At 71.2% G+C, this 13984-nt stretch carries 10 protein-coding genes; 6 read left to right on the plus strand and 4 right to left on the minus strand.

Annotated features, from left to right (window positions below; genetic code table 11):
• Positions 1-73 precede the first annotated feature (73 nt).
• Entirely contained in the window at positions 74-469 is a 396-nt protein-coding gene (locus tag AB0B35_RS20145; protein WP_361047514.1) for a hypothetical protein, read from the minus strand.
• A 447-nt stretch (positions 470-916) separates the two neighbouring features.
• Here AB0B35_RS20145 and AB0B35_RS20150 point away from each other — a divergent pair, with 447 nt between their 5' ends.
• Positions 917-4351: a discoidin domain-containing protein gene (locus AB0B35_RS20150; RefSeq protein ID WP_361047517.1), complete on the plus strand. Its 3435-nt coding sequence runs from the start codon at positions 917-919 to the stop codon at positions 4349-4351.
• A 54-nt stretch (positions 4352-4405) separates the two neighbouring features.
• Here the strand turns inward: AB0B35_RS20150 and AB0B35_RS20155 are convergent, their stop codons facing one another.
• Positions 4406-7213, minus strand: a complete 2808-nt coding sequence (locus tag AB0B35_RS20155) for an AAA family ATPase (protein ID WP_361047519.1) — start codon at positions 7211-7213, stop codon at positions 4406-4408.
• A 416-nt stretch (positions 7214-7629) separates the two neighbouring features.
• On the opposite strand from AB0B35_RS20155, the gene AB0B35_RS20160 reads away from it, so the two are divergent.
• The 3 genes from AB0B35_RS20160 (at position 7630) to map (ending at position 10994) form a co-directional block, all read left to right on the plus strand.
• A complete protein-coding gene (locus AB0B35_RS20160; protein ID WP_361047521.1) occupies positions 7630-8844 on the plus strand; it encodes an epoxide hydrolase family protein in 1215 nt (404 codons plus the stop codon).
• Positions 8845-8940: 96 nt separating this feature from the next.
• The gene (locus AB0B35_RS20165; protein WP_361047524.1) at positions 8941-10155 is read left to right on the plus strand and encodes an epoxide hydrolase family protein; all 1215 of its coding nucleotides are present in this window, start codon (positions 8941-8943) and stop codon (positions 10153-10155) included.
• Positions 10156-10214: 59 nt separating this feature from the next.
• A complete protein-coding gene (map, locus tag AB0B35_RS20170) occupies positions 10215-10994 on the plus strand; it encodes a type I methionyl aminopeptidase (protein ID WP_361047528.1) in 780 nt (259 codons plus the stop codon).
• Positions 10995-11034: 40 nt separating this feature from the next.
• Here the strand turns inward: map and AB0B35_RS20175 are convergent, their stop codons facing one another.
• Positions 11035-11163, minus strand: a complete 129-nt coding sequence (locus AB0B35_RS20175) for a hypothetical protein (protein WP_361047530.1) — start codon at positions 11161-11163, stop codon at positions 11035-11037.
• 233 nt (positions 11164-11396) lie between these two features.
• Positions 11397-12092: a winged helix-turn-helix domain-containing protein gene (locus tag AB0B35_RS20180; RefSeq protein ID WP_361047532.1), complete on the minus strand. Its 696-nt coding sequence runs from the start codon at positions 12090-12092 to the stop codon at positions 11397-11399.
• 66 nt (positions 12093-12158) lie between these two features.
• On the opposite strand from AB0B35_RS20180, the gene AB0B35_RS20185 reads away from it, so the two are divergent.
• Both AB0B35_RS20185 and AB0B35_RS20190 read left to right on the plus strand, forming a co-directional pair.
• Positions 12159-13091: a cytochrome P450 gene (locus AB0B35_RS20185; protein WP_361047535.1), complete on the plus strand. Its 933-nt coding sequence runs from the start codon at positions 12159-12161 to the stop codon at positions 13089-13091.
• Positions 13088-13897: an isocitrate lyase/phosphoenolpyruvate mutase family protein gene (locus AB0B35_RS20190; protein WP_361047536.1), complete on the plus strand. Its 810-nt coding sequence runs from the start codon at positions 13088-13090 to the stop codon at positions 13895-13897. The genes AB0B35_RS20185 and AB0B35_RS20190 overlap by 4 nt, the downstream gene beginning before the upstream one ends.
• Positions 13898-13984: the final 87 nt, after the last annotated feature.

A 13984-nucleotide genomic window follows, 5' to 3' on the forward strand; every position in this document is an offset into this window, starting at 1 on the left:
ACCTGAAACCACGGCACCACCGGACCGGCTTCCACCACGTCCGCGCCACCCCCGCAATCACCCTCACCGGCGACTACGGACCCGGCACGACACGGCCACGCCCCCACCCGAAACGCCTGACTCCCTCAGGCAAACACAGGTAATCAGAGACGCTGTCCACCTTGTCGAACCCGTGGTCGCGCACCTTGTCCTTCGTCCAGTCGCAGCCGTCCTCGGAGATCCACAGCCCGCCGACGCCGTAGATGCCGCCGACCCCGGTGAGCGTCTGGCCGCTCATGAGGAAACCGCTGCCGTACGGGACGAGCGCATCGGGCAGGTACAGCTTGTCCACCCCCGCGTCGGGCAGTCTGCCCGGGTCGACGGTGGCTTTGCGCAGGGTGAGCGTGTCGGCGTCCAGCCGTGCGCACCAGGTGGCCGGGTAGTAGAGGTCGCTCTCGGACAGATGGTCTCCCTGAGTCAGCTGGCACATCGACCGGGCGCGAGACGTCCACAGTAGACCGGCCCGGTCGCATGCAGGACGCGACCTCGACGGCACGGCGTGTCGGCACGAGCAAGCCATTGACAAACATGAGTCACGAGTGGCGCAATGGCCCGAGGTCAAGGGGGGATTCTCCGCCCGGTTCGAGCGCGAGCGCGGCTCGCCGTCACCGGGCTCGTCGAGCTGCTCCCACAACTTTTGCCACGATCGTCAAAAGTTCCGACCAAACTTTGAATACATCTGTACATCTCGAAAAAAGAATTTTATGGTGTCCATGCCAGGCATCGGCGTGCCAGGTCGCTTCAGGACAGATCGCGTTACCGTCCAATGTCCTGGCACGCCGCCGTGAGCGGGTTGCCACGTCGAAGGACGAAGCGCACCAGTCCCGCTCACACTGGAGGAAAAGTGTTCCATCCGTCCCGATGGGCGCGCCTGACTATGGCGGGCGCCCTCACTACAGCGGTCATCGCCGCGGCCGGGTGGTTGCCCGCCACCGCCGCTGCCGCCGCTCCGCCACCGCAGACACCCGGCATCACCCTGCGCACCTTCGACCTGCAGGTCGCGCTGAGCGCGCTCTGCAACCTCAAGCCGGCGCAGACACCCAACGTCGACAAGCTCATGTCGACGATCGACTGGACCACGTCCGCCCAGTTCGGGTATGAGGACAACTTCTACACCCAAGCCCTGGGCTACGTGAACATCCCCACCGCGGGCAGCTACACCTTCCGGCTGATCAGCGACGACGGGTCCCGGCTGCTGATCGATGACAACGTGGTCATCAACCACGACGGCCTGCACGGCGCGACGGCCAAGGACGGCGCTGTCACGCTGACGACCGGCTACCACGCGCTGCGCGTCGACTTCTTCGAGGCCGGCGGCGGCCAGCAGCTGACGCTGCAGTGGCAGACGCCCGGCTCGACGTCGTTCGTGACCGTGCCGAACTCGGTGCTGAGCACCGACGCCGGGGTCGTGCGGGTCACCGCGCCCGGCAAGAAGGAGTGCGAGGGCGCCGGTGACTCGCCGGGCGACGGCCTGCCGCTGACCTCCGTGCACCCGAACTTCAACCTCGCCAACCTGCGCCCGAGCGGGTTCGAGCCGCGGGTCACCGGCATGGACTGGCTCGCCGACGGCCGCCTGGTCATCTGCACCTGGGGCGGCACCAACGACTCCGGCACCTCGCAGGCAGGTGAGGTCTGGATCCTGGGCAACACCAGCGGCAACGCCAACCCGAGCACGGTCACGACCAAGCGGGTGGCCAGCGCGCTCAAGGAGCCGATGGGCCTGAAGGTCGTCGACGGGGTCATCTACGTATCCGAGAAGATGCGGCTGACCAGGCTCGTCGACACCAACGGCGACGAGGTCACCGACCAGTACCAGCAGGTCGCGACCTGGCCGTACGGCGGAACGTTCCACGAGTTCGCGTTCGGCCTGATGTACGAGGCCCCGTACTTCTACCTCAACCTCTCGGTCGGCATCGACTACGGCGGCAACACCACCAACCCGCAGGTGGTGGGCAACCGCGGCACCACCATCAAGATCAACAAGGACACGGGCGCGTGGACGTACGTCGCCGGCGGTCTGCGGACCCCGCACGGCATCGGCTGGGGCCCGGAGAACGGCCTGTTCGTCACCGACAACCAGGGCGGCTGGCAGCCGGCCTCCAAGCTGGTGCACATCAAGCAGGGCCGGTTCTTCAACCACTACCTCAACCCGGCCGGCCCGTTCGACAGCGCCCCGGTCACCCCGCCGGTGATCTGGCTGCCGCAGAACGAGATCGGCAACTCGCCGAGCACCCCGAAGTACATGACCAGCGGCCTGTACGCCGGGCAGTTCGTCATCGGCGACGTCACCTACGGCGGCCTGCAGCGCGCCGCGGTCGAGAAGGTCAACGGCGAGTACCAGGGCGCCCTGTTCCGCATGACGCAGGGCCTGGAAGCCGGCATCTCCGAGGTCAACGTCGGCCCCGACGGCGCGATCTACGTCGGCGGCATCGGCGGCGGCGGCAACTGGGGCCAGTCCGGCAAGCTGAACTTCGGCCTGCAGAAGCTGATCCCGAACGGCAACAACGCCTTCGACATGCTCAACATGAAGGCCCTGTCCAACGGCTTCGAGATCGAGTACACCCAGCCGCTGTCGGCGGCGACCGCCACCAGCCTGGCCACCAAGTACCGGGTCAAGCAGTGGCGCTACGTCCCGACCGCAGCCTACGGCGGCCCGAAGATCGACGAGGAGACGCTGTCGGTGTCCTCGGCGACCCTGTCCGCCGACGGCAAGAAGGTCACCCTGGTGATCAACGGCCTGAAGGCCGGCCGGGTCGTGCACATCCGCTCGCCGCGGCCGTTCGGTTCGACCAACGGCCAGTCGCTGTGGAACACCGAGGTCTGGTACACCCTCAACAACATTCCCGGCGCGGCGCCGTCCAGCAACCTGGCGCTGAACAAGCCGGCCACGGCCGACAGCTCCTGCGCCACCTCCGAGGGCCCGGCGCAGGCCGTCAACGGCACCGTCAACGGCGGCAACGCCGACAAGTGGTGCTCGCTCGGCAGCTCCAAGTGGCTGCAGGTCGACCTCGGCTCGGCGCAGAACCTCACCCGGTTCGTCGTCCAGCACGCCGGGGCCGGTGGTGAGGACGCGGGCTGGAACACCCGCGACTTCAACATCCAGACGTCGACGAACGGCACGAGCTGGACCACGGCGGCGACCGTCAGTGGCAACACAGCCAACACCACCACCCACAACATCACCGCGACATCGGCCAGATACATCAGGCTGAACATCACCGCGGGCGGCACCACCGGCAACGGCGCGGCCCGCATCTACGAGTTCGAGGCCTACGGCAGCACCGCGCCGCCGGCCGGCAACCTCGCGCTCAACAAGACGGCGACCGCGGACAGCTCCTGCGGCACGACCGAAGGCCCCGCCAAGGCGGTCAACGGCAGCGTGTCGGGCGGCAACGCCGACAAGTGGTGCTCGCTCGGCAGCTCCAAGTGGCTGCAGGTCGACCTCGGCTCCGCGCAGACGGTGGCCCAGCTGGTCGTCCGGCACGCCGGGGCGGGCGGGGAGAACACCGCCTGGAACACCCGCGACTTCAACCTGCAGGTGTCGACCAACGGCACCAGCTGGACCACGGTCGCGACCGTCACCGCGAACACGGCCAGCGTCACCACCCACAACATCACCGCGACGTCGGCCCGCTACATCAGGCTGAACATCACGACCCCGGCCAGCGACGGCAACGGCGCCGCCCGCATCTACGAGTTCGAGGCGTACGGGACGACCACCCAGCCGACTCGGATCGTGCTGTTCGACGGCACCAACATGGACAACTTCCAGCACTCCAACGGCACCCCGGTGACGTGGCCGCTGGGCAACGGCGGCGTCGAGGTCCTCGGCGGCGACATCAAGTCCAAGCAGGCGTTCGGTGACTTCAAGCTGCACGCCGAGTTCTGGCTGCCGCTGCTGCCGGGCGACGTCACCGGCCAGCAACGGGCCAACAGCGGCATCTACCTGCAGGACCGGTACGAGCTGCAGGTGCTGGACTCGTACGGCGACACCACCCTCGCCAACAACGAGTGCGGCGCGATCTACGAGAAGATCGCACCGTCGGTCAACGCGGCCACCGCGCCGCAGACGTGGCAGACCTACGACGTGACGTTCCGGGCGGCCCGGTACAACGGGACCACCAAGACTGAGAACGCCCGCGTCACGGTCGTCTGGAACGGTGTCACGGTCATCAACAACGCCGAGATCAACGGCCCGACCGGCAACGGCGCGGCGGAGACCTCGGCCCCCGGACCGCTGCGGTTCCAGGACCACGGTGACCCGGGAGCCAACCTGTTCTACCGCAACATCTGGGTAGAGCCTGTGGCCTGATCCACCACAGAAAAGAGGGGGCCGGTCCGGATGAGGCAGTCCGGGCCGGCCCCCTCACTTCGTGCTCGTCGACCGGATCCCGTCCGCGGGCGGCGAGCTGAACGCGGCGCGCAGGTCCTTGCGCGAGGTGATGCCGAGCTTGGTGAACACCTTGCCCAGGTGCCACTCGACGGTGCGCGGGCTGATGAACAGCCGGCCGGCGATCTCGACGTTGGTGCGTCCTTCGCGGGCCAGCTGGGCGACCTGTGCCTCCTGGCCGGTGAGTTCGGCGAGGGCGGATGCGGACCTCCGGCGCACGGTCTCGCCGGTGGCGAGCAGTTCCTTGCGGGCGCGTTCGGCGAAGCCGTCGGCCCCGGCCCGGGTGAGCATGTCGTAGGCGGCGCGCAGTTGCTCGCGAGCCAGCGCGCGGCGGCCCTGCCGGCGCAGCCATTCGCCGTACACCAGGCGGGCGCGGCCCTGGTGGACGGCGATCCGGCAACGGTCCAGGTGCTTGATCGCCTGGCGGTAGAGCGCGTCGGCGTCGGGGCCGTCGGACAGCAGCGCCCGCGAGCGGGCCTCCATGCCTTTGGCCCATTCGGTCGCGCCTGCCCGGGTGCGTTCGGTGAGCTTGTCGAGCGCGGTCGCGGCGGCGTGCGGGTGGCCGCTGTGGGCGGCGGCCTCGATCAGTTCGACCAGCACCCAGCCGTACAGTCCCAGGTCGTCGTACTGGCCCGCCCGGGTCGCGCCGGCCAGGGCGTCGTCGTAGCGGGCCAGGCCGTTGTCCAGGACCGCGGCGGCGTAGTCGGCGATGGCGAGCGCGCGCCCTTCGCCCCGGGCGGTTGCTTCGCCGCGCACCGCTTCGAGCAGCCGGCGGGCGCGGGTCTCGTGGGCCCGCCAGGCGTCGAGGACCAGGGCAGGGTGGACCATGGGGGCGGCGCCGGTGGCGGTCGAGATGGCGGTCGCCTCATCGGCGAGGGCGGCCGCAGTGGCGAGGTCGCCGGTGTGGACGCGGTAGCAGGCTTCGTAGCTGAGCGCCATCGGCAGGAACGCGAGGGCGCCGGCGTCACGGGCGAGGTTCACGGCCCCGGTGGCCAGTTCGTGCCAGGCGTCGTCGTCCCAGAGTTCGGGCGCCAGCGGTTCCGGTGTGACCGGGCAGGCCAGCCACATCCAGCGCAGGTCCGCGCCGGTGGCCGCGGAGCGCTGTTCGTCCTGGACAGCCCGCAGGGCCCGGTGTAGCGGGCCCGCCCCGGCGCGGTGGCCGTCGGTGATCAGGGTGGCGACGGCGTCGAGCAGGAGGTCGAGCGTCCGGGGCGGGTTCGGTGCGGGTATGGCTCGGATGGCGCGGGCGATGTCCGGGCGGCCGGGTCCGGTGTTGAGCCGGCCGGCGTAGAGGTCCGCGCCGAGGGACTCCAGCAGGGTGTCGCGGGCGAGTGCGGCGTCCAGGGGTGCGAGCCGTCGGGCGGCGTCCAGGAGCATCCGGGGCGCCTCGGTGCCGCGTTCCTGGATGAAGACCAGGCGGGCGCGCAGCCGTTCGAGCTGGGCGAGGTTCGGTTCGTCCAGCGGCCCGTCGGCGGCGGTCGCGAGCATGGCATGGGCCTGGGCGAGGCCACCCGCGTCGATGCTCGTCTGGGCGGCGGCCAGCGCTCTGGCGGCCCGGCGTGCCGGGTCGGGGGTCAGTTGCGCGCTGCGGTGCATGAACGCGGCGGCCGCGGCGGCTCCGCCTCTGCGGTACGCCCGGCGTGCGCAGTCCTCCAGTTCGGTGGCCAGCGCCTCGTCGGGCCGGGTGGTGGCCTGGCCGGCGTGCCATGCCCGGCGGTCGGGGTCCTGGTGGGGGTCGGTGGCCTCGGCCAGTGCGCGGTGAGCGGCTCGGCGTTCGGGCGCCGACGCTTTCTGGTAGATCGCCGAGCGGGCCAGCGGGTGCGGGAACCGCACCATGGTGTCGAACGTGATCAGGCCTGCGGTTTCGGCCGGCGCGGCCGCATCCGCCGGGAGGTGTTGCCGCTCGGCGGCCCTCCACAGCAGGTCGGCGTCTCCGGTGGGCTCGGCGGCGGCGGTGAGCAGCAGGCGTCTGGTGTCCGGAGGAAGCCGGCGAAAGCACAGGTGGAACGCTTCCTCCAGGTCCTCGGCCACGGGACGGCGGCCGGCCAGCCACAGTCCGCCCGCCAGTTCGGCGGGCGGGACCAGGCGGGGGAGCAGGAGCAGGGCCATCGGGTTGCCGTGTGCCTCGGCGACGATGCGGTCGCGTACCCGGGGGTCGAACGGGACGTGCGCGGCCGAGGTCAGCAGGTCCTGGGCATCGGTGTCGTTGAGGCCGGGCACGGTCAGGGTGGGCAGGTCGGCCAGTTCGCCGCGGTCGCCGGGGGAGCGCAGGGTGAGGATCATCGCGATGGGTTCGGCCGCGAGCCGCCGGGCGACGAAGGCGATGGCCTGCAGGGACTGCTCGTCGAGCCAGTGGACGTCGTCGAGCAGGCACACCAGCGGCCTCTCCTCGGCGGCGCGGGAGAGCAGGCTGAGCGCCGCCAGGCCGACGAGGAAGGGGTTCGGCGCCGGGTCTTCGCGCAGGCCGAGCGCGGCCGAGAGGGCGTCGCGCTGCGGGGCGGGCAGCAGCGGCAGCCTGCCGAGCAGCGGTGCGCAGACCTGGTGGAGACCGGCGTAGGGCAATGCCATCTCCGTCTCGACGCCCATGGTGCCGGTGAGGCCGAAGCCGGCGGCGTGTTCTTCGGCGTAGTTCAGCAGGGCGGTCTTACCGATGCCCGCCTCGCCGCGCAACACGAGCACCGCGCTGGTTCCCGCTCGTGCGGCGGCGAGCGCCTTGTCGAGCTCGGCCAGTTCGCGGCCGCGCCCGCGCAGGCCTGCTCGGGTTCCGGCGACGGATGCGCCCATAGGTCGAATTGTTCCAGGTAGCGGCGTGGGTGGTGGCTGAGCGGCGGCTCGCGATCGGCTCGAAACGGTGCTCCTGCGCGGTTGGTGCCTGATCGCGAAGTTCGCGGCGCACCGTGGTGCCGGGGGTGGACCCGGGGGTGCACCGGGGGTCGGCACGGGGGTGGAGCGCCCGCCTGGCGGCGATCGTGGACAAGTCCGATGCGAGCAGACGGGCCGGAGCCGCAGATGGGCGTATCCGCGCAGGACGCTCGGACGTAAAATCACCGCAGATGGGGGCAATCAATGCCTGACTAGGGCACGTCCGCGCGGGGCCGCCGAATCCGGGGTTCCGCCGCGAGAAAGCAAGCGGCACTGCCGCCTTCCCGGTGAGGACCGAACGTCGTCCCACCATCCCATCGAGTAGCAAGGAAGCTCTCATGTCTGTCACCAATGACAGCTCGGCGATCCGGCCGTTCACGGTCGAGGTCTCCGAGGCCGATCTCAAGGACATGCACGCGCGTATCGCCCACACGCGCTGGCCCGAGAAGGAGACCGTCTCCGACCAGTCGCAGGGCCCGACGCTGGCCACCATGCAGGCGCTGGCGCAGTACTGGGCGCACGACTACGACTGGTTCCGTTGCCAGGACAGGTTGAACTCGTACCCGAACTTCATCACCGAGATCGACGGGCTCGACATCCACTTCATCCACGTGCGGTCCAAGCACGAGAACGCCCTGCCGATCATCGTGTGCCACGGCTGGCCGGGTTCGGTCGTCGAGCAGCTGAAGCTCATCGAGCCGCTCACCGACCCCACCGCGCACGGCGGCACGGCCGAGGACGCCTTCCACGTCATCATCCCGTCGATGCCGGGCTACGGATACTCGGGCAAGCCGGCCGAGGGCGGCTGGGGCCCGGACCGCATCGCCCGCGCCTACGGCGAGCTGATGAGGCGCCTGGGCTACGACCGGTACGTCGCCCAGGGCGGCGACTGGGGCGCGATCGTCGTGGACCTGATGGGCGCGCAGGAGGTCGAGGGCCTGGTCGGCCTGCACACCAACATGGCCGGTGTGGTGCCCGCCGACATCGACAACCTGTTCCAGCGCAACGTCATCGGCGCGGCCAACGCGCTGGAGAACCTGCCTGCCGGGCTGTCCGACGAGGAGCGGGCCACCTGCGAGCAGCTCGACTTCACCTGGAAGCACGTCGCCTACGCCCTGCAGATGGCCTCGCGGCCGCAGACCCTCACCGGGCTCGCGGATTCGCCGGTCTTCCTGGCGGCATGGCTGCTCGACCACGATCCGCGCAGCCTGGCGCTGATCTCGCGGACGTTCGACGGCGTTCCCGAGGGCCTGACCCGCGATGACGTGCTCGACAACGTCACGCACTTCTGGCTGACGAACACCGGTGTGTCGTCCGGGCGGCTCTACGCCGAGAACAGGTTCTCCTTCTTCGGCGTCAAGGGAGTGAAGCTGCCCGTCGCGGTCAGCGTGTTCCCCGACGAGCTGTACCAGGCGCCCAGGAGCTGGGCGGAGCAGGCCTACCCGAACCTCGTCCACTACAACCGGCTCCCCAAGGGCGGGCACTTCGCCGCCTGGGAGCAGCCGGAGTACATGGTCGACGAGATCCGCACCGGCCTGCGGTCGCTGCGCTGAGCGAACGGGGTGACCGGGCGGCCGCACGCCGGCCCGCCCGGTCACCCCGGGGATCGCCTCCATCGCCCGAACCCGAACGGCAAGGAACACCCCGCCATGACAGCGAACACCGACACGACCGCGATCCGGCCGTTCCGGGTCGAGTTCTCCGACGCCGACCTCGCGGACCTGCGCGCGCGCATCCTGCACACGCGCTGGCCCGAGCGGGAGACCGTCACCGACCGTTCCCAGGGCCCGCAACTGGCCACGATGAGAGAACTCGCCCGCTACTGGGCCGAGGAGTACGACTGGCGGCGCTGCGAGGCGCGGCTGAACACGTACCCGAACTTCGTCACCGAGATCGACGGGCTCGACATCCACTTCCTCCACGTGCGCTCCGAACACCCCGACGCCCTGCCGATCGTCATCTCACACGGCTGGCCGTACTCGGTGGCCGCGCTCTTGAAAGTCATCGAGCCGCTGACCGATCCCACCGCCCACGGCGGCACCGCGGCCGACGCCTTCCACGTGGTCATCCCCTCGCTTCCGGGCTACGGGTTCTCCGGCAAGCCGACCGAGCCCGGCTGGGGTCCGGACCGCATCGGCCGCACCTGGGCCAAGCTCATGAAGCGCCTCGGCTACGACCGCTACGTGGCCCAGGGCGGCGACTGGGGCGCGATCATCACCGACCTGATGGCCGCGCAGGAGGTCGAGGGCCTTGCCGGCATCCACACCAACATGGCCTGCGTCGTACCCGACGACATCGACGTCCTGTTCCAGCAGAACGTCATCGGCGCCGCCGACGCGCTGGCGAACCTGCCGGCCGGACTGTCCGACGAGGAGCGGGCCGCGTGCGAGCAGCTCGACTTCACCTGGAAGCACGTGACGTACGCGCTGCAGCAGGGCTCGCGGCCGCAGACGCTGACCGGGCTGGCCGACTCGCCGGTGTTCCTGGCGGCGTGGATGACCGACCTGGAGGCCAAGAGCCTGGCGCTGATCTCGCGGGCGTTCGACGGCTCGGCGGAGAGCCTCTCGCGCGACGACGTGCTCGACAACATCACGCTGTACTGGCTGACGAACACCGGCGTCTCCTCAGCGCGGCTGTATGCGGAGAACAGGTTTTCGTTCTTCGCCGCCAAGGGCGTCAAGCTCCCGGTCGCGGTGAGCGTCTTCGCCGACGAGCTCTACCAGCCGCCCCGCAGCTGGGCGCAGCGTGGCTACCCGAACCTCGTCCACTATCGCCGGCTGCCCGCGGGCGGCCACTATCCGGCCTGGGAGCAGCCGGAGGCGTTCGTGGAGGAGGTGCGGACCGGTCTGCGGTCGCTGCGGTAGGCAGACGTCCCCGTGTGGTATAAAAATACCCGCATAAAAATACCACGAAGGGAGCCGTCGTGATCGAGCTGAAGTCCGCCGAGGAGATCGGTCGCATGGCGGTGACCGGCCAGTTCGTCGGCGAACTGCTCGCCGAACTGGCCGGTGCCGCGGCGGTCGGCGTCAACCTGATGGACCTCGAACACCGCGCCCGCCGCCGGATCGCCGAACGCGGCGCGGTGTCCTGCTACTGGGACTACGCCCCCTCGTTCGGTCGCGGCCCGTTCCGCAACGTGCTGTGCCTGTCCGTCAACGACGCGGTGCTGCACGGACTGCCGCACGACTACGTGCTGCGCGACGGCGACCTGCTCAGCATCGACATGGCGGTCGGCATCGACGGCTGGGTCGCCGACTCCGCGCTGTCGGTCGTCGTCGGCACCCCCGACCCGGCCGACCTGAAACTCATCGAGGCCACCGAGGTCGCGCTGGAGGCCGCCATCGCCGCCGCCCAGCCCGGCGGCCGCCTCGGCGACGTCTCCCACGCGATCGGCGAGGTCGCCCACTCCTACGGCTACCGCGTCAACGGGGAGTTCGGCGGCCACGGCATCGGCCGCACCATGCACGAGGCCCCGCACGTCGCCAACAGCGGCCGCGCCGGTCGTGGGGTGAAACTCGTCCCCGGCCTCACCATCGCGATCGAGCCCTGGCTCTGCCACTCCACCGACCGGGTCAAGTACGACGCCGACGGCTGGACGATCCGCTCCGCCGACGGCTCGCGCACCGCCCACTCCGAACACACGGTCGCCATCACGGCCTCGGGTCCACAGGTGCTGACCCGCCGCGCCACGACGGCCGGCTGACTGGGCCACGGGCGAGCCGCCCGCGGCCCGGCCGCCGGGTTCAGCGCAGGCTGGCCGCGCCCGCGGCGGCGTACTGCTCGTCGAGGTCGCCCGACGGCGCGCCGCCGACACCGATGCCGGCCACCACCTGGCCGTCGACGGTCACCGGCTCGGCATCGACGTCAACCACGTCAACAATCTGGGCTGGACCGCGCTGCTGGAATGCGTCGTCCTCGGCGACGGATCTGGGCCGTACCAGGAGATCGCGCGGATCCTGGTGGCGGCCGGAGCCCGGGTGGACATCGGCGACAAGGACGGGGTGGACGCCCTCGAACACGCGCGCCGCCGGGGCTTCGGGGAGCTGGCTGCGATCCTGTCGCGCTGACCGGAAGCGCTGCCGGACAGGCAGGGACCGAGGCAGGCTCAGGCGGCGTCGATGCCGAACAGTTCGTGGAGAGCGTCGGCGCCGGACGGGGTGATCCGCAGGGCGCGGCCGGTGCCGACGGGTTCGAGCCAGCCCGTGTTCATCGCGTGCGCCCGCAGCGCCACCCCGAGCACACCGGCGAGGTGGGGGCGGCGTTCGGTCCAGTCGAGGCAGCTGCGGACCAGTGGACGCGCGCCGCGGCGCTTCGGGTCCAGGTCGATGCCTATTCCGGCCAGCCAGGCACGGCCCGGTCCGGTCACGGCCAGGCCCGCCTCCTGCGTGACGACACCGCGTGCCAGCAGCGCGTCCGCTAGGGCGACGCCGAGGCGGCCGGCGAGATGGTCGTAGCAGGTCCGGGCGTGGGCCTCGGCGCTGCGCCGGATGCTGTCCCGCAGATTGCGCGGCGCGGGCGCCGAAGCCGACTTCGCCGCGAACGCGGCCAGGTCCTCGATCAGCGCGGCGGTATCGGGCCCGGCCAACCGCAAGTAGCGGTGCCGGCCCTGGCGCTCCTCGACCAGCAGCCCGCCGGCGACCAGCCGGGACAGCTGCTCGCTCGCGGTCGACGCCACGACGCCCACGTGGTGGGCCAGTTCGCCGGCGGTCCAGGCGCGGCCGTCCAGCAGCGCCAGGCACATCGCCGCCCGGGTGGGGTCGGCCAGCAGCCCGGCCAGCCGGGCCAGCGGTAACGCGGGCATGAGGCCCATCATGCCCCGGCCACGGTTCGGCGAACACCGAAGTGTTCCGCACGTAGCGTCGGCCACATGACGATCTCCGCCGCGTCCGCCGTCACCTCGTACGCCGATGCCCGCGCCGTGCTCGACGAGCCGCAGCTGATCCCCGAACCCGCCGCCGAGACGGACGCAGAAGACGGCTCACTCGCCTGGCTGCGCGCCACCGTCGCCCGATTCACCGGCGACGCTCACGTCCACGCCCGCCGGCGCGCCCACGCGATGACGGCGCTTGTCGACCTCGACCCGCGCGAACTACGCCAGGCGGCCGCCAGCTCGGCGATCGGCCCGGACGACCGGCACACGGTCGTCCGCATCCTGGCCGAGGCACTGGGCCTGCCCGGCCCGGACGAGGTCGCCGAAGCGGTCGTAGCCGTCTCCGCCGGATACTTCGGCGGCGAACTCACGCCCACCCAGGCGAGAGCCGCCGACGAGGCCGTCGCGTCGCTGCTCGCCCGGACGGCCCATGCGGGCGGCGAGGCGAACCTGGAGGCCGCCGCGCAGCGGATCGGGCTGCTGGTACAGGCGTGCGACGCGACCGCCCGGTTGGTCGAGCACGCCCGCCGGAGCGCGCCGGACGGGCTCCCGCCAGGTGGCGCGGACGCTCTCCTCGCACAGGTGCTGCGCGATGACCCGCCGGTGACCGCGCTGCGCCGACGGGCATTGGCCGACATCCGCGTGGGCACGCTGGACCTCCGGGCCGGGGAAACGGTGCTGATCGACGTCACGGCCGCGAAGGCCCTCGCCGATCAGTCCGATCCCGACCCCGGTACCGGTGACGAGCAGGCGCAGCTCGCCTTCGGCGCGGGGCCGCACCGGTGTCCGGGCCAGGCCCAGGCACTGGCGATCGCCGCCGGACTGCTGGTCCGGGACGACCCGGCCGCACACGTCGCCGGCTCGCTGGACCACCACGCCGGGGCCGGCGGCCGCCTCGGCGCCTCCACCAAGTTCGAGGAGCAGGCATGAGCACCGTCGGCCCATCCGCAGCCAACGCTTTCCGCGAACTGCACCACCGCCCCGGCGCGCCGTTGCTGCTGCCGAACGCCTGGGACCACGCCTCCGCGGCCGCCCTCGCCGCTGCCGGGTTCGCCGCTGTCGGCACCACCAGCCTCGGTGTCGCCGCCGCGGCCGGGCTGCCCGACGGGACCGGCCGGACCCGCGCTGAGACGCTGCTGCTCGCGCGCCGGATCGGCGGCGGATCCTTCCTGCTCACCGTCGACATCGAGGGCGGCTTCAGCGACGACCCGGCCGAGATCGCCGACCTTGTGGCAGAACTCGCCGAGGCGGGCGCGGTCGGCGTCAACCTGGAGGACGGCCGCGCCGACGGCAGCCTCACCCCACCGCGCCTGCACGCGGCGAAGATCACCGCGGTCAAGTCAGCCGTACCCTGGCTCTTCGTCAACGCCCGCACCGACACCCATTGGCTGGGCGGCGGACGCGAAGGGCAGACCGCCACGCGCTTGGCGGCGTACCAGGACGCGGGCGCGGACGGCGTCTTCGTGCCGGGTCTGACCGATCCGGCCTCTGTCGCAGCGGCCGTGGGCGCGACCGCGTTGCCGCTCAACGCCCTCGCCACTGCGGACGGGCCTTCGCTCGCCGTCTTCGCCGACCTCGGGGTGCGCCGGGTCAGCCTCGGCTCGCTGCTGTTCCGGCTGGCCCTCGGCGCGGCCGTGGACGCGGCCGTGCACCTTCGTGCGAACGGCGTTCTTCCGCAACTGCCCTCGGTTCCGGGCTATGCCGTGGTACAGGCCCTGGCCTCGCCGGAGAGCTGAGGAGGCCGCGCACATCGGCCTCGCGGCCCGGCGGCGATAGCACCGAAGTCGCCCGAGCCCAGGCCCGGCCGACTTAGGATTGCGCAG

This window comes from Catellatospora sp. NPDC049133 (assembly GCF_040648455.1).
Taxonomy (GTDB): domain Bacteria; phylum Actinomycetota; class Actinomycetes; order Mycobacteriales; family Micromonosporaceae; genus Catellatospora; species Catellatospora aurea.